The 14,996-nt window shown below is 70.1% G+C and carries 16 protein-coding genes; 11 read left to right on the top strand and 5 right to left on the bottom strand.

What is annotated here, in order from left to right; genetic code table 11:
• Positions 1-44 precede the first annotated feature (44 nt).
• Complete coding sequence (locus OG252_RS17575; RefSeq protein ID WP_329337144.1) at positions 45-362, bottom strand: DUF6191 domain-containing protein; 318 nt, start codon at positions 360-362, stop codon at positions 45-47.
• Positions 363-493: 131 nt separating this feature from the next.
• Here OG252_RS17575 and OG252_RS17570 point away from each other — a divergent pair, with 131 nt between their 5' ends.
• Together OG252_RS17570 and OG252_RS17565 are read left to right on the top strand one after the other, a co-directional pair.
• On the top strand, positions 494-838 hold the full coding sequence (locus OG252_RS17570) for a DUF3817 domain-containing protein (protein WP_329337143.1): 345 nt from the start codon (positions 494-496) through the stop codon (positions 836-838).
• Positions 835-1,131, top strand: a complete 297-nt coding sequence (locus tag OG252_RS17565) for an MTH1187 family thiamine-binding protein (RefSeq protein WP_266433699.1) — start codon at positions 835-837, stop codon at positions 1,129-1,131. Before OG252_RS17570 ends, OG252_RS17565 begins: the two co-directional genes overlap by 4 nt.
• 71 nt (positions 1,132-1,202) lie before the next feature.
• Here OG252_RS17565 and OG252_RS17560 read toward each other — a convergent pair whose 3' ends face one another.
• Complete coding sequence (locus tag OG252_RS17560) at positions 1,203-1,640, bottom strand: Lrp/AsnC family transcriptional regulator (protein ID WP_329345152.1); 438 nt, start codon at positions 1,638-1,640, stop codon at positions 1,203-1,205.
• Between the two features lie 91 nt (positions 1,641-1,731).
• Here OG252_RS17560 and OG252_RS17555 point away from each other — a divergent pair, with 91 nt between their 5' ends.
• Positions 1,732-2,640 (top strand): SMP-30/gluconolactonase/LRE family protein, encoded by a 909-nt coding sequence (locus tag OG252_RS17555; protein ID WP_266433697.1) that lies wholly within the window; start codon positions 1,732-1,734, stop codon positions 2,638-2,640.
• Between the two features lie 14 nt (positions 2,641-2,654).
• On the opposite strand, the gene OG252_RS17550 is transcribed toward OG252_RS17555, so the two are convergent.
• On the bottom strand, positions 2,655-3,635 hold the full coding sequence (locus tag OG252_RS17550; protein WP_266433695.1) for an ArsR/SmtB family transcription factor: 981 nt from the start codon (positions 3,633-3,635) through the stop codon (positions 2,655-2,657).
• A gap of 109 nt (positions 3,636-3,744) precedes the next feature.
• On the opposite strand from OG252_RS17550, the gene OG252_RS17545 reads away from it, so the two are divergent.
• The 4 genes from OG252_RS17545 (at position 3,745) to OG252_RS17530 (ending at position 7,804) form a co-directional block, all read left to right on the top strand.
• Entirely contained in the window at positions 3,745-5,097 is a 1,353-nt protein-coding gene (locus tag OG252_RS17545; protein ID WP_329337139.1) for an MFS transporter, read from the top strand.
• A 21-nt stretch (positions 5,098-5,118) separates the two neighbouring features.
• Positions 5,119-5,628 (top strand): MarR family winged helix-turn-helix transcriptional regulator, encoded by a 510-nt coding sequence (locus OG252_RS17540; protein ID WP_266433691.1) that lies wholly within the window; start codon positions 5,119-5,121, stop codon positions 5,626-5,628.
• Between the two features lie 43 nt (positions 5,629-5,671).
• Positions 5,672-6,010, top strand: coding sequence for a DUF3817 domain-containing protein (locus OG252_RS17535; protein WP_266433689.1), 339 nt, complete (start codon positions 5,672-5,674; stop codon positions 6,008-6,010).
• Positions 6,011-6,103: 93 nt separating this feature from the next.
• Entirely contained in the window at positions 6,104-7,804 is a 1,701-nt protein-coding gene (locus OG252_RS17530) for an acyl-CoA mutase large subunit family protein (protein ID WP_266433687.1), read from the top strand.
• A gap of 366 nt (positions 7,805-8,170) precedes the next feature.
• Here OG252_RS17530 and OG252_RS17515 read toward each other — a convergent pair whose 3' ends face one another.
• Positions 8,171-8,827 carry a TetR/AcrR family transcriptional regulator gene (locus OG252_RS17515; RefSeq protein WP_329337136.1) on the bottom strand — a complete coding sequence of 219 codons (657 nt, stop codon included), beginning with the start codon at positions 8,825-8,827 and terminating at the stop codon, positions 8,171-8,173.
• A 236-nt stretch (positions 8,828-9,063) separates the two neighbouring features.
• Between OG252_RS17515 and OG252_RS17510 the strand changes: the two genes are divergently transcribed.
• The 4 genes from OG252_RS17510 to OG252_RS17495 all read left to right on the top strand — a co-directional run bounded on the left by OG252_RS17510 (position 9,064) and on the right by OG252_RS17495 (position 13,444).
• A complete protein-coding gene (locus tag OG252_RS17510) occupies positions 9,064-10,053 on the top strand; it encodes a tetratricopeptide repeat protein (protein ID WP_266433683.1) in 990 nt (329 codons plus the stop codon).
• Positions 10,054-10,703: 650 nt separating this feature from the next.
• Positions 10,704-11,348 (top strand): DUF6230 family protein, encoded by a 645-nt coding sequence (locus OG252_RS17505; protein WP_266433681.1) that lies wholly within the window; start codon positions 10,704-10,706, stop codon positions 11,346-11,348.
• Between the two features lie 184 nt (positions 11,349-11,532).
• Entirely contained in the window at positions 11,533-12,126 is a 594-nt protein-coding gene (locus tag OG252_RS17500) for a DUF6114 domain-containing protein (RefSeq protein ID WP_329337134.1), read from the top strand.
• A complete protein-coding gene (locus OG252_RS17495) occupies positions 12,116-13,444 on the top strand; it encodes a hypothetical protein (protein WP_329337133.1) in 1,329 nt (442 codons plus the stop codon). Before OG252_RS17500 ends, OG252_RS17495 begins: the two co-directional genes overlap by 11 nt.
• Positions 13,445-13,555: 111 nt before the next feature.
• Here the strand turns inward: OG252_RS17495 and pyk are convergent, their stop codons facing one another.
• A complete protein-coding gene (pyk, locus tag OG252_RS17490; protein ID WP_266433675.1) occupies positions 13,556-14,986 on the bottom strand; it encodes a pyruvate kinase in 1,431 nt (476 codons plus the stop codon).
• Positions 14,987-14,996: the final 10 nt, after the last annotated feature.

Here is a 14,996-nt window from a genome sequence, read left to right as displayed (position 1 = left end):
GCGCCCCTAAGGGCCACTAAGGGCCGTTCGGAGCCCCTGAGCGGTCAGTGGCTCGCCCCGGGGAGCCGGATGACGGCCTTCCCCTTGGTCAGGTCGACCGTGGACCACGGCGGATCCCCGTCCTCCTCGTCGTCCCGCGTCACCAACGCGCTCTGCCGTTCCTTCAGTTCGTTCTGCTTGCCCGGTGACAGGGCGGCGTGCAGCTGCTCGAACCCGGTCGCGGAGATCTGGCCCTGCCGCCCCGCGTTGCGCCAGGGCAGCACCCCGGCCCGCCCGGCCCGCAGCAGCAGCTGATCGACGAAGGCCAGCACGGTGAGCAGCACGACCAGCCCCGGCAGGGTCATGAAGAAGACGAACTGCATACGCGCTCCCCGGGTCGTCGGCACCAGCTTCCACCCCCCGGCCGTCCGCCGCCCAGCCGTTTGCCACAATGGGGCGAACGTTTGTGCCTGGATTCACAAACCACCGACGTCTCTCCCACCGAAGGTGACCCGTGGACATCAAGACCGCCACCGCCCTCCGCCGCCTCCGCCTGGTCTCGGCCCCCGAGGCGATCTCGTTCCTTATCCTGCTCGTCTGCTCGGTGCTGAAGCGGACGACGGACTTCGACGCGGTCCGCCCGATGGGGATGATCCACGGGGTCCTCTTCATCCTGTACGTGATCTTCTGGGCGGACGCCTGGAACCGTACGAAGTGGCCCCTGAAGACCGCCGCTCTCTACTTCGTCCTCTCCGTGCTGCCCACCGGCGGCTTCTTCGCCGAGCGCAAGCTCAGGCGTGAGACCGAGGACGCGGTCATCGCCTCCCGGGCCCGCCAGGAGAAGGCCGTGAAGGCATGATCGTCGCCTTCTCCGTGACGCCCCTGGGGGTCGGCGAGGACGTGGGGGAGTACGTCGCCGACGCCGTGAAGGTCGTCCGGGAGTCGGGCCTGCCCAACCGTACGGACGCGATGTTCACCTCGATCGAGGGCGAGTGGGACGAGGTGATGGACGTCGTCAAGCGAGCCGTGGCCGCCGTGGAGGCGCGGGCGCCGCGCGTGTCGCTGGTCCTCAAGGCGGACATCCGCCCCGGAGTGACCGACGGTCTCACCTCCAAGGTGGAGACGGTCGAGCGGCACCTCGCCGAGCAGTAGTCCTGCAGCAGGAGAGACCCCGGTCCCGCGCGGACCGGGGTTTTTCGTCTGACAGGCCGGGCCGCCCGGTGCTACCCGGCGTCCAGCGGCCGCTCGAAGAAGGTCTCCAGGACCACCGTCGCCTGCGTTCCGCTGACCCCGTCGATCGCGTACAGGCGGCGCAGTACGTCCTGGAGTCGTTCCGTGGTCGCGGTGCGGACCTTCACCAGGACGGCCGCGCTGCCCGCGATGACGTGCGCCTCCTGGATCTCCGGCACGGCGGCGAAGTCCTCGGCCCGGTCGCCCATCCACGCCGTCGAGTCGACCAGGACGAAGGCGAGGACCCCGCGGTCGAGCGCGGCGGGATCGACGTCGACCGTCGTGGCGCGGATGACCCCCTGCTCGCGCAGCTTGCGCACGCGCTCGTGCGCGGCGCCCGCCGACAGGCCGACCGCCGTGCCGAGCGCGGCGTACGACCGGGTGGCGTCCCGCTGGAGCAGCGCGATCAGCCGACGGTCGATGGCATCCACTGGTTTCATGCGTGGACCATACCTGATTCGGTGATCTCCCTGTTATGTTGAACCAGATCCTGGTCATCCGTCATCCCTCCGAGAGGACGCCATGCCCGCCGACGGCCCGTACGAGATCCTGGACGACCGCTTCCGCACCGGACGCTGTGCGAACGGCGACAGCAGGCTGGAGGTCCTGCACGACGGCTGCCGCTGGGCCGAGGGCCCGCTGTACCTCCCCGCCTGGCGCCAGCTGATCTGGAGCGACATCCCGAACGACCGCATCCTGCGCTGGGACGAGGCCACCGGCACGGTCGGCGTCTTCCGCACCCCGGCCGGGTACAGCAACGGCAACACCCTCGACCGGCAGGGCCGCCTGGTCACCTGCGAGCAGGGCAACCGCCGGGTCACCCGCACCGAGCCCGACGGGACGGTGACCGTCCTCGCCGACCGCTACGCCGGCCGGCGGCTCAACAGCCCGAACGACTCCGTCGTACGCTCCGACGGCACGATCTGGTTCTCCGACCCGGACTTCGGCATCACCAGCGACTACGAGGGCCACCGCGCCGAGTCCGAGATCGGCGCGTGCCACGTGTACCGGATCGACCCGGCGACCGGCGAGGTCCACCTGGCCGCCGACGGGTTCGAGGGACCCAACGGCGTCATCCTGTCGCCCGACGAGCAGCGGCTGTACGTCTCCGACTCGCGGGCCGCCCGGATCCATGTCTTCGACATCCGCGAGGACGGCACGCTCACGGACGGGAAGGTCTTCGCCGAGGGCCGCGGCGACGTCCACTTCGACAACATCCGCTTCGACGACGAGGGCCGCCTGTGGGCCGCCGCCCTGGACGACGGCGTCCACTGCTACGACCCCGACGGCACCCTCATCGGCCGGCTGCGCGTGCCCGAGCCCGTCTCCAACGTGGCCTTCGGCGGCCCGAAGAACAACCGTCTGTTCATCACGGCCACCACCTCCCTGTACTCGCTGGTGATGTCGGTGACGGGAGCGCCGCGCGTGTAGGCCCGGCCTGGGGATCAGCCGCCCGCCGCCAGCGCCATCCCCAGCGGCGTCCGCTCGTACAGCACCTGATGGCCGTAGCGCCGGGCGGTCAGCAGTCCCGCGTCGCGCAGGACCGTCAGGTGCGCCGACACCGACGACGGCGCGAGGCCCAGCCGGTGGGCGAGCGCGGTCGTGGTGGCCGGTTCGTCGAGGGCGGTGAGGACGGCGGACCGGCCGCGGCCGAGGAGCCGTACGAGCGTGTCGCGGGTGCGGCCTGTGGGCTCGGCCCACAGGCCGCCGATGCCCCGGGCCGGATAGACCAGGGTCGGCTGCCAGGGCGGGTCGAAGCTGCTGACGAGGTCCGGCCAGCTGAAGACGCTCGGCATCAGCACCAGGCCCTGTCCGCCCAGGTCCCGCTCGTGCTCGCCCCGCCACTCGACGGTCAGCGTGCCCGCGTTCCAGCCGCAGCGCCGGTTGATCTCCGGCAGCAGCCCGCCCAGGCCCACCTCCGCCAGCCGGCGCGAGTGGAACGCCACGTCCGCCTCCAGCAGGGCGCGCAGCCGCGGCCAGTCCGGCTCGACCAGGGTGTGCCAGACCTCCTCCAGCGCATCCGACAGCTCCCGGACCATCCGCACGGGATCGCGCAACCAGGTCTGTCCCCGGGGCGAGCCGAGCGCGCCCGGAGTGTCCGCGAGCGAGCGGGCGGTGTCCTCCCGGGCCGCCTCCGGATCGGCCGCACGCACCGCGGCGATCTCCTCCTCGAACGAGGCGGCCGGTCCGGTCGGCGGCGGGCACAGCCAGTCCGGCGAGTGACCGCGCCGGGGCATCAGCAGCCACAGCGGAGCGAGGTCCAGCTCGGCGGCCGCCGTACGGATCCGGCGCAGCCAGTGCGCGTGATAGCCGTGCCGCTCGGGCCGCTTGAGCGTGCGCACCACCTCCTGCGTCTCCCACAGCGGCGACACGGCGAACCGGCAGCGGAGGAAGTCGTCCTCCCCGAAGTGCAGTCGCGACGGCACGGCCACCTCCTGAACGAACATGCGACCCGAACGACATGCGGCCTGAACGAACATTCGGCCTGAACCGAAACTCTAGGGCCCGCCCCGCCGGGCGAGCACGCTGCTGCCCATGCCAGAACAGCTGTCGGACACCTCTGCGGCCCCTGCGGCACCGCCCACCGGCTACGCCCGCCTCTTCACCGTCCGCGAGTTCCGCACGGTCTTCGCCGCCCACGCGCTCTCCCTGCTCGGCCTGATCGTCAGCGAGGTCGCGCTGTCCGTCCTCGTCTACGACCTCACCGGCTCGCCCCTGATGAGCGCGCTGACGTTCGCGCTCGGCTTCCTGCCGTATCTGGTCGGCGGGACGCTGCTCGCGGGCATCGCCGACCGGTTCCCGGCCCGGCGGGTGCTCGTGGTGTGCGACCTGGTGTGCGCCGCGGGCGTCGCGCTGATGGTGACGCCGGGCGCCCCCATCGCCGTACTGCTCGCCCTGCGCTGCTGCGTGGCCGTCGTCTCGCCGGTGTTCCAGGGGACCCGGATGGCCACGCTCGCCGAGATCCTGGGCGACGGCGACCTGTTCGTGCTCGGCCGCTCGCTGCTGCGGATCGTCTCGCAGAGCGCGCTGCTCGTCGGCTTCGGGCTCGGCGGCCTGCTGCTCACCGTCGTCTCCCCGCGCCACGCCCTGCTGATCACCGTGGGTACCTTCTGCGCCTCGGCCGCACTGCTCCGCTTCGGCACGCGGCGCCGTCCGGCCCGCGCCGGAAACAGCGGCGCGCTGGTCAAGGACTCCCTCAAGGGCGCCCGGCAGGTACTCGCCGACCGGCGGGTGCGCGTGCTGCTCCTGATGTTCTGGCTGCCCCCGATGTTCTCCGTCGCCCCTGAGGCGCTGGCCGCCCCGTACGCCGACGACCTGGGCGTCGGCTCGGTCGGCCTCGGCCTGCTGATGTGCGCGCTGCCCGTCGGCACGATCGCCGGCGAGCTGTACGCGGGCTCCCGGCTGCGTCCCGCCACCCGGGAGCGGATCGCCCTCCCGCTGCTCTGCTGCACGTTGCTGCCGTACCTCGGCTACGCGACCGGCCCCGGCCTCGCCGTCTCGCTGCTGCTCCTGGTGATCTCGGGGGCGGGGGCGGCGTACACGCTGGGCCTGGACCAGTGGTTCGTGCGGGAGGTGCCGGAGGAACTGCGCGGGCGGGCCATGACCCTGATGACCGCCGGTCTGATGACGATCCAGGGGGTGGGCATGGCGCTCGCGGGAGTGGCGGCGGAGTTCGCCGGAGTGGCCGCGACGGTCACGGGAGCGGGAGTGCTGGGGACGGTGTGCTGTGTGGTGCTGGCCTTGGCAGCCCGCCGGACGGAAGGGCTCGGACCGAGGGGCTCCGACGGAAGGGCTCGGACCGAGGGGCTCGGACCGAGGGGCTCGGACCGAGGGGCTCCGACGGAAGGGCTCGGACCGAAGGGCGAGACGGGGCTGACCACGATGTGACCGGCCGGTAAGGTCTTTGCCGTGCCGAAGCCCCTCAGTCTTCCGTTCGATCCCATCTCCCGCGCCGACGAACTCTGGAAGCGGCGCTGGGGAAACGTGCCGTCCATGGCCGCGATCACCTCGATCATGCGCGCCCACCAGATCCTGCTCGCCGAGGTCGACGCGGTGGTCAAGCCGTACGGGCTGACGTTCGCGCGGTACGAGGCGCTCGTGCTGCTCACCTTCTCCAAGGCCGGCGAGCTCACCATGTCCAAGATCGGCGAGCGGCTCATGGTGCACCCCACCTCCGTGACGAACACCGTGGACCGGCTGGTGAAGTCGGGCCTGGTGGACAAGAAGCCCAACCCCAACGACGGGCGCGGCACGCTCGCCGTCATCACCGACAAGGGGCGCGAGGTGGTCGAGGCGGCGACCCGCGACCTGATGGCGATGGACTTCGGGCTCGGTGTGTACGACGCCGAGGAGTGCGCGGAGATCTTCGCGATGCTGAGGCCGCTGCGGGTGGCGGCGCACGACTTCGACGAGGACTGACCCGGGGGAAGATCGCCTGTAGTGCCTGGTTACGCTCGTACGCATGAAAAAGTCCGTGCTGACCCGCTACCGCGTCATGGCCTACGTCACCGGTGTGCTGCTGGTCCTGCTGACCCTGGGCGTGATCGCCAAGTACCTGCTCAAGATGGACGGGGCGGACGACTTCACCCGCGTCGTGGGCATCGCGCACGGCTGGCTGTACGTCGTCTACCTGGTCTTCGCGTTCGACCTGGGCTCGAAGGCGAAGTGGCCGGTCGCCAAGCAGCTGTGGGTGCTGCTGGCCGGGACGATCCCCACGGCCGCCTTCTTCGTGGAGCGGAAGATCAGCCGCGAACTGGAGGGGAAGACCGCCGAGGACTCTCCGGCGGTCGCCAAGGCGTAAGCGCACCGCGCGTAACCGCACCGCACCGCCGTACGGGTTGCGTACGGCGGTCAGCCATCGACATTTACTAGGACGTCCTAGTAAATTTGAAGCATGGACGCTGACGCGATCGAAGAGGGCCGCCGACGCTGGCAGGCCCGGTACGACGCTTCACGCACGCGTGAGGCGGACTTCACCACGCTCTCCGGTGACCCCGTGGAGCCGGTGTACGGGCCGAGGCCAGGGGACAGCTACGAGGGCTTCGAGCGGATCGGCTGGCCGGGGGAGTACCCCTTCACCCGCGGCCTGTACGCGACCGGCTACCGGGGACGCACCTGGACCATCCGGCAGTTCGCCGGGTTCGGGAACGCCGAACAGACCAACGAGCGCTACAAGATGATCCTCGCCAACGGCGGCGGGGGACTGTCCGTGGCCTTCGACATGCCGACCCTGATGGGCCGCGACTCCGACGACCCGCGCTCGCTCGGCGAGGTCGGGCACTGCGGCGTCGCCATCGACTCGGCCGCCGACATGGAGGTCCTGTTCAAGGACATCCCCCTGGGCGATGTCACCACCTCCATGACGATCTCCGGGCCCGCCGTGCCCGTCTTCTGCATGTACCTCGTCGCCGCCGAACGCCAGGGCATCGACCCCGGCGTCCTCAACGGCACCCTCCAGACGGACATCTTCAAGGAGTACATCGCCCAGAAGGAGTGGCTCTTCCAGCCCGAGCCGCACCTGCGCCTCATCGGCGACCTGATGGAGTACTGCGCGGCCGGCATCCCCGACTACAAGCCGCTGTCCGTCTCCGGCTACCACATCCGCGAGGCCGGCTCGACGGCCGCGCAGGAACTGGCGTACACGCTGGCGGACGGGTTCGGGTACGTGGAGCTGGGGCTGTCGCGCGGCCTCGACGTCGACGTCTTCGCCCCCGGCCTGTCCTTCTTCTTCGACGCGCACCTCGACTTCTTCGAGGAGATCGCCAAGTTCCGTGCGGCGCGCAGGATCTGGGCCCGCTGGATGCGGGACGTGTACGGGGCCCGTTCGGAGAAGGCGCAGTGGCTGCGCTTCCACACGCAGACCGCCGGGGTGTCGCTGACCGCCCAGCAGCCGTACAACAACGTGGTGCGTACGGCCGTGGAGGCGCTGGCGGCGGTCCTCGGCGGCACCAACTCCCTGCACACCAACGCGCTGGACGAGACCCTCGCGCTGCCTTCGGAGCAGGCCGCGGAGATCGCTCTGCGGACGCAGCAGGTGCTCATGGAGGAGACCGGCGTCGCCAACGTGGCCGATCCGCTGGGCGGTTCGTGGTACGTCGAGCAGCTGACGGACCGGATCGAGGCGGACGCCGAGAAGATCTTCGAGCAGATCAGGGAGCGGGGGCTGCGGGCGCACCCGGACGCACAGCACCCCATCGGCCCGATCACCTCCGGCATCCTGCGCGGCATCGAGGACGGCTGGTTCACCGGCGAGATCGCCGAGTCGGCCTTCCAGTACCAGCGCGCCCTGGAGAAGGGCGACAAGCGGGTCGTGGGAGTGAACGTCCACCACGGCTCCGTGACCGGCGACCTGGAGATCCTGCGGGTCAGTCACGAGGTGGAGCGGGAGCAGGTACGGGTGCTGGGGGCGCGGAAGGCCGCCCGGGACGAGGCCGGTGTGCGGGCCGCCCTGGACGCGATGCTCGCCGCCGCGAGGGACGGCTCCAACATGATCGGGCCGATGCTGAACGCGGCACGGGCCGAGGCGACGCTCGGGGAGATCTGCGGGGTGCTGCGGGACGAGTGGGGGGTGTACACGGAGCCGGCGGGCTTCTAGGGCCCGCCTTCCCGGGGCGCAGCCGCGTCATGGTCCTCGCCCGCTCCGGTGAGGCCGAACAGCAGGAGCCGGGCGAAGCTGCGCACCCATTCCTCGTCCGCCGGTTCCGCGCTCACCGGCGTCCGGTGACCACGGCGCCTGCGACGACGTCGAAGATCAGATCCATGGAGCCGGCGGGCTTCTAGGGCCCCTCCTCCGGGGGCGGAGCCGCGTCATGGTCCTCGCCCGCTCCGGCGAGGCCGAACAACAGGATCCGGGCGAAGCTGCGCACCCATTCCTCGTCCGCCGGTTCCGCGCTCACCGGCGTCCGGTGGCCACGGCGCCCGCGACGACGTCGAAGATCAGATCCATGGAGCCGGCGGGCTTCTAGGGCCCCTCCTCCGGGGGCGGAGCCGCGTCATGGTCCTCGCCCGCTCCGGTGAGGCCGAACAGCAGGATCCGGGCGAAGCTGCGCACCCATTCCTCGTCCGCCGGTTCCGCGCTCACCAGCGTCCGGTGGACCACCGCGCCCGCGACCACGTCGAAGATCAGATCCACCGTGCGGGCGGCTTCCTCGGGATCCGATTCCGGGGGGAGCTCGCCGCGCTGCTGTGCGCGGGCCCGTCCCTCCAGGACCAGCCGCTTCTGGCGCTCCACGATCGAGGCCCGGATGCGTTCCCGCAGCGCCTCGTCCCGGATCGACTCCGCCACGACCGACATCAGGCCGCTCTTGGCCTCCGGCCGGGCCAGGATCGCCGCGTACTGCAGGACGACGCCCTCGATGTCGGCGGCGAGGGTGCCGCAGTCGGGGAGGCGGAGCTCGTCGAAGAGTTCCGCCACCGCGTCGACCACGAGTTCGTTCTTGCCGGCCCAGCGGCGGTAGAGGGTTGTTTTTGCCACCCCGGCCCTCGTCGCCACGTCTCCAAGAGTGAGTTTCGACCAGCCGAGCTCGACCAGGGCCTCCCGCGTCGCGGCCAGGATCGCGGTGTCCGCGGCGGCGCTGCGCGGACGCCCGGCACGGCTGGCGGGAGTGCGGCTCTGCATTCCCTGACCATAACCGGCCGTTCCCGTGGCGCCGTGAGGGAGATCACCGGACCACGCTGTTCCGAACGCACCGCGTGCCATTACGCTACGACTCGTAGCGAAAGCGCGTGACGGACGTACGCGCGCGGCGCACACAGGCACGGCGTGGGGTGGGGACCCGGCGCCGAACACCGGAGAGTGCGACCGGCTTTCACAACGCTTTTCACATGGGCGCGGGAACGGGGGAGGATGTACGCATGCAGCCACGGAACATGTCCATGAGCGGAGTCGTCGACCTCGCCGCGGTGAAGGCGGCCCAAGAGGCCAAGGCGAAGGCGGAGCAGGCCCGGGCCGAGGCCGCCCGGCAGGGCGGCGGTGCCGGCGGTGCCGGTGGTGTCTCGCCGGCCGATCTCGTCATCGACGTCGATGAGGCCGGGTTCGAGCAGGATGTCCTGCAGCGCTCCGCCGAAGTGCCCGTCGTCATCGACTTCTGGGCCGAGTGGTGCCAGCCCTGCAAGCAGCTGAGCCCCGTCCTGGAGCGGCTGGCCGTCGAATACAACGGACGCTTCGTCCTCGCGAAGATCGACGTCGACGCCAATCAGATGCTGATGCAGCAGTTCGGGATCCAGGGGATCCCGGCGGTCTTCGCGGTGGTCGCCGGGCAGGCCCTGCCGCTCTTCCAGGGTGCCGCCCCCGAGACGCAGATCCGGGAGACCCTGGACCAGCTGGTGCAGGTCGCCGAGCAGCGCTTCGGGCTCACCGGTCTGACCGTCGACCCCGACGCCGAGCCGGGTGCCGCGCCCGAGGCCGCTCCCGAGATGCCCGCGGGGCCGTACGACGCGCTCCTCGAGGCCGCCGTACGCGCCCTGGACGCCGGGGACTTCGGCGGTGCGGTGCAGGCGTACAAGAACGTACTGAGCGACGACCCGGGCAACAGCGAGGCCAAACTGGGCCTGGCCCAGGCCGAGTTGCTCCATCGCGTGCAGGGCCTCGACCCGCAGCAGGTGCGCAAGGACGCCGCCGACAAGCCGGCCGACATCGAGGCGCAGATCGCCGCCGCCGACCTGGATCTGGTGGGCGGGCATGTCGAGGACGCGTTCGGGCGGCTCATCCAGACCGTGCAGCGCACTGTGGGTGACGACCGGGATGCCGTACGTCTTCGGCTGCTGGAGCTGTTCGACGTGGTCGGCGGCGACGACCCGCGGGTGGCGGCGGCGCGCAGGGCGCTGGCGCGCGCCCTGTTCTGACCGGGGCGGGAGCCCGGTTCTGACCAGTCCCTAAACATCACGGCATGTGATGCCCGAGTGAAAGATTGGCCGATCTGGGGCCAGTGCGGCCGCGCTTTACCAAATCTTGGTAATCGCGGCCGCTGTTACTTGGAGTAAGTCGGGGGCGTTGATCTGTCGGAATCTGTCCAACGATCAATGGCTTTGTCCGGCGAGCATCTGACACCCAGCGTTGTCGACCGAGACCAGCGGGTCGTTGTTCGGTTATCCGGCCGTTACTAGCGAGTAACGAACCCCCTTGTGTCGACGGCGAGAATGGACCACGATCGGCGACGCTCGGTCCAATCCCGTACCCCGACAGCCGGTTGGGGCGACGGGAACCCAGGGTCCCCACCGAGTAGGGCCGATGGCAGTGGAGTCGGCCCTTGGGCAGGGGGGTCTTCGCCGTTTCGGCGAAGCCTGTCCAGCAAGGTTGTGCGTGATGCGTGTCAGGCGCGACCAGTGGTTGTCGCTCGGGGGTGATCGCCGGTGATTCGGGTGCGGTTCGCGCCTCCGAGCGCGGGCGCTCCCCTTCCCGAGGACGTAGCACTTCTCCCATCCCTGCCCGGCTGAGCCGTCGCTTCGACAGGGGCAGTCAGGGCCAGGAGATGTACGTCCGAGAAGGAGGAAATATGGAGTCCCAGGTGCGTGGCGGGACCAGATGGAAGCGGTTCGCTGTGGTCATGGTGCCCAGCGTCGCCGCGGCCGCGGCTGTGGGTGTCGGGCTTGCGCAGGGTGCGCTGGCAGCGTCGTTCAGTGTGTCGGGCCAGCAGTTCAAGGTGTCGGTCGCGGACCTGCACGGTGAGGGTTTCGCCCAGTACGGCGGCATCGACACCGTCTACACCTCGACCGCAGGTGACAAGAAGACGCAGGTTCCCGTCGCCATCTCGTCGTTCGACGACGCGACGCTGACCAAGATGTGTCAGTCGGTCAAGACGGAGATCCCTCTCATAGGCAAGACGATCTACCTTCGTCTTGACGCGGGCAGGGACCCGAAGAAGCCGGTCACGGCGCACAACCTCTACATCGACATGTCTCAGCTCGAGGCCGATGCAGAGTTCACGAACATCGACATCGGTGTGGCCCTTCAGGACAAGACCCGTGGTCCTGCCGTGAAGGACACGAAGACCACGCTGCCGGGCGGCTTCGCCCAGCAGGCGGAGTCGGCCGACCTGACGGACGTCGAGCAGACGGCGTGGGCGACCTCGGCCGGCACGTTCAAGCTCAGCGGCCTGTCGATGAAGCTCGGCACCGACCCCAAGATGGAGTGCTTCTGACGGCTGAGGCCGTAGGGGCGCTCTCGGACAGCTGAGCTGCCGAGGGGGCGGGGAAGTACCTGCTTCTCCGCCCCGCATGCTCGTCCGCCGCCCGACGGCGGACACCAAACTCAGACTTTCCGGCTTCTCCACGCCAACGGCCGAGCCGGTACGTACTCCAACCGGACCCAGGGAGCTGTTTTCCATGAGTGCCGAGACTCCGGTCCAGAGCGCCGGGACGTTCGCCCGGTTGCGCCTGCGATTCCGGGCCTGGCGGGGCACCCGGCCGTTCTGGGCAGGTCTGTTCACCCTGCTCGGCGGTGTGCCGATCGCCTACTTCCCGTACGCCACCCTCAAGTTGGGCACCATGTCGGTCGCCATGGCGACCACCGCGGGTGCCGGCTCCCTCATCATCGGCGTACTGCTGGTCACGCTTGGCCTCACCATGTGGTTCCAGCATGCGACGCGCGTCTTCGCGGGCGTCGCGGCGATCGTCCTCGCCCTGGTGTCGCTGGTGGTCTCCAACATCGGCGGCTTCGTCGTCGGCTTCCTGCTCGCGATGCTCGGCGGCGCGCTCGCCGTCTCGTGGGCGCCGGGCAAGCCGAAGGCGGAGGGCGCCGGACCGCACGAGGCGGAGCAGGGCCCCTCCAGCGAGGGTGCCGTGGAGACCGCTCCCGACGGTGCCGTGGGTGAGCCGGGTGCGCCGTACCACGCGCACGACCCCGCGACCGACGGACCGGCGGACCGGACACCCGAAGCTGCCGCCGCCGACTCGAACGGGGGGTACCGTGTCGGCTGACGAAAGCCATGGCGCGGGCCCCGAGGTGTCGACCGGGGTCAGAACGGGGCCCCGTCACGCGGCGCCCAAGAAGCCGCTGTTCACCAGGTTCCACATGCCGGCCGGCAAGGCGATAGCCATGGCGGCGATGCCGACGGCGGTCCTCATGGGCATCGGGTTCACGCCGACGCTTGCCCTCGCCGACGAGCAGCCGAGCTCGAAGAGCCTCACGGCCGACGAGTACAAGGACTGCCTCGCGGCCATCGACGAGGACGGCGCGTCCGCGTCGCCCACGCCGTCGCCGTCCGCCTCGTCGAGCGACGAGGCGTCGACGGACGAGGAAAAGGGTGAGTCGGCCGAGCCGTCCCCCTCTGCCTCCGCATCCTCGGACTCGAACTCGGGCTCGGGTGACGCCTCTTCGCCGGATTCAGGTTCCGACGACAAGGTCGACCCCACCCCGTCCGCCTCGGCCTCGCCGAGCAAGGAGGGCAACTCCTCCTCCGGCGACACCGCCACGGCGAGCCCCTCGCCGTCCGACAGCGGGGGCAACCTGCTGGAGGACATAGGCGACGCGATAACCGGCATCTTCACCGGTGGTGACAAAGCGTCGGAGAGCGCGAGCCCGACTCCGTCGGCGACGCCCTCCGCCTCCGCCTCCGCGTCGGAGAGCACGGACAAGGACACCTCCGACGCCGTCAAGGACACGACCGAGAAGGTCACCGGCACGGTCGACGACACCGTGAAGGACACGACCGACACGGCGTCCGAGGCGGCCGAGGACACCACGAAGGCGGTGGAGGAAGCGGCCGAGGACGCCGCTGACGCCACGGCCACGCCCAGCCCCTCCGCGAGCTCCACCACGGCCGCCGAGGACTGCCCGGTCGCCACCGAGGCCGAGGGCGACGTCGACAACAAGGTGCTGGTGGCCGACAACCCCTGGTACCTGGAGGCCAGTTCGCTGACGCTCAAGGGCGCGGACTACCAGGGCGTCGTCGAGGTGAAGACGGCCAGCGGCAAGATCAAGAAGGTCCTGAAGTACGTCGTCTCCGACGGCACCGACATCGGCGACCTGCACCAGCTGGTCAAGGAGTTCGGCAAGACCTACCACGTGCAGGCGGAGAAGGGCTCGACCTCCACGATCACCGACGGCGACACGGTGATGTACACCGAGAGCATCTCGGGCAACCTCTTCGGCCTGATCCCGATCACGTTCGACCCGGAGCACCCGCCGCCGCTGAACATCCCGCTGATCTACTTCACCAACGTGAAGATCACTCAGGCCGCCCAGTTCGGCGGAACGCTGCAGATCCCCGGGATGCAGCAGTACACCACCGACTGAGGCCGCCACGGCCGCCACAAGCCCGTTCGGGAGCCGCACACAGCTGAGGGCGCCCCCTGGCCACAGGGGGCGCCCTCAGCGCCGTACAAAGCCCTTGGCGGGCCCGGAGGGTCAGTCGCGGGCGGCCTCGCCCAGGTGGTGCACCCGGAGCATGTTGGTGGTGCCGGAGACGCCGGGGGGCGAGCCGGCGGTGATGATGACGATCTCGCCCGGGTTGAAGCGGTTGGTCTTGGTGATCTCCTGGTCGACCAGGTCGACCATCTCGTCGGTGCTGTTCACGAACGGCACGACGTGCGACTCGACGCCCCAGCTGAGCGTGAGCTGGTTGCGGGTGCCCTCGTCCGTGGTGAACGCGATGATCGGCTGGACCGCGCGGTAGCGGGAGAGGCGGCGGGCGGTGTCGCCGGACTGGGTGAAGGCCACCAGGCCCCGGCCGCCGAGGAAGTCGGCGATCTCGCAGGCGGCACGGGCGACCGAACCACCCTGCGTACGCGGCTTCTTGCCGGGGACCAGCGGCTGCAGGCCCTTGGACATGAGCTCCTGCTCGGCCGCGGTGACGATCTTCGACATCGTCTTGACCGTCTCGACCGGGTACGCGCCCACGCTCGACTCCGCCGACAGCATGACCGCGTCCGCGCCGTCCAGGATCGCGTTGGCCACGTCGGAGGCCTCGGCGCGGGTCGGACGGGAGTTGGTGATCATCGACTCCATCATCTGGGTCGCCACGATCACCGGCTTGGCGTTGCGCCGGCACAGCTCGATCAGGCGCTTCTGCACCATGGGGACCTTCTCGAGCGGGTACTCGACGGCCAGGTCGCCACGGGCCACCATCACGGCGTCGAACGCCGCGACGACGTCCTCCATGTTCTGCACCGCCTGCGGCTTCTCCACCTTGGCGATGACGGGGACCCGGCGGCCCTCCTCGTCCATCACCTTGTGGACGTCCGCGACGTCCTTCGCGTCCCGCACGAAGGACAGCGCGACCATGTCGCAGCCCATGCGCAGCGCGAAGCGCAGGTCATCGATGTCCTTCTCGGACAGTGCCGGCACGTTCACGGCGGCGCCGGGGAGGTTGATGCCCTTGTGGTCGGAGACGACACCGCCCTCGATCACGATGGTCTTGACCCGGTGGCCCGCGACCTCGGTGACCTTCAGTTCGACGTTGCCGTCGTTGATGAGGATCGGGTCGCCCTTGGTCACGTCACCGGGCAGGCCCTTGTAGGTCGTACCGCAGATCTGCTTGTCACCGGGGACGTCCTCGGTGGTGATGACGAACTCGTCACCGCGCTCCAGCTCGACCGGACCCTCGGCGAAGGTCTCCAGGCGGATCTTCGGGCCCTGCAGGTCGGCGAGGACGCCGATGGCGCGGCCGGTCTCCTTGGAGGCGGCGCGGACGCGGTCGTACCGCCCCTGGTGCTCGGCGTGCGTGCCGTGGCTGAAGTTGAAGCGGGCCACGTTCATGCCGGCTTCGATCAGCGCAACGAGCTGCTCGTGGGAGTCGACCGCGGGGCCGAGAGTACAAACGATTTTCGAACGGCGCATGGGGCGATCC

Origin of the sequence: Streptomyces sp. NBC_01352 (assembly GCF_036237295.1) — a bacterium.
In the GTDB taxonomy this organism is placed as follows: Bacteria; Actinomycetota; Actinomycetes; order Streptomycetales; family Streptomycetaceae; genus Streptomyces; species Streptomyces plumbiresistens.
The sequence above is the reverse complement of the archived record's forward strand: the minus strand, read 5'-3'. Positions and strand labels throughout refer to the sequence as shown.

Excerpts from the sequence above, each read along its gene's own strand:
- OG252_RS17575 (WP_329337144.1), bottom strand. The coding sequence starts at position 362 with ATGCAGTTCGTCTTCTTCATGACCCTGCCGGGGCTGGTCGTGCTGCTC.
- OG252_RS17565 (WP_266433699.1), top strand. The coding sequence starts at position 835 with ATGATCGTCGCCTTCTCCGTGACGCCCCTGGGGGTCGGCGAGGACGTG.
- OG252_RS17555 (WP_266433697.1), top strand. The coding sequence starts at position 1,732 with ATGCCCGCCGACGGCCCGTACGAGATCCTGGACGACCGCTTCCGCACC.
- OG252_RS17545 (WP_329337139.1), top strand. The coding sequence starts at position 3,745 with ATGCCAGAACAGCTGTCGGACACCTCTGCGGCCCCTGCGGCACCGCCC.
- OG252_RS17535 (WP_266433689.1), top strand. The coding sequence starts at position 5,672 with ATGAAAAAGTCCGTGCTGACCCGCTACCGCGTCATGGCCTACGTCACC.
- OG252_RS17530 (WP_266433687.1), top strand. The coding sequence starts at position 6,104 with ATGGACGCTGACGCGATCGAAGAGGGCCGCCGACGCTGGCAGGCCCGG.
- OG252_RS17515 (WP_329337136.1), bottom strand. The coding sequence starts at position 8,827 with ATGCAGAGCCGCACTCCCGCCAGCCGTGCCGGGCGTCCGCGCAGCGCC.
- OG252_RS17510 (WP_266433683.1), top strand. The coding sequence starts at position 9,064 with ATGCAGCCACGGAACATGTCCATGAGCGGAGTCGTCGACCTCGCCGCG.
- OG252_RS17505 (WP_266433681.1), top strand. The coding sequence starts at position 10,704 with ATGGAGTCCCAGGTGCGTGGCGGGACCAGATGGAAGCGGTTCGCTGTG.
- OG252_RS17500 (WP_329337134.1), top strand. The coding sequence starts at position 11,533 with ATGAGTGCCGAGACTCCGGTCCAGAGCGCCGGGACGTTCGCCCGGTTG.
- pyk (WP_266433675.1), bottom strand. The coding sequence starts at position 14,986 with ATGCGCCGTTCGAAAATCGTTTGTACTCTCGGCCCCGCGGTCGACTCC.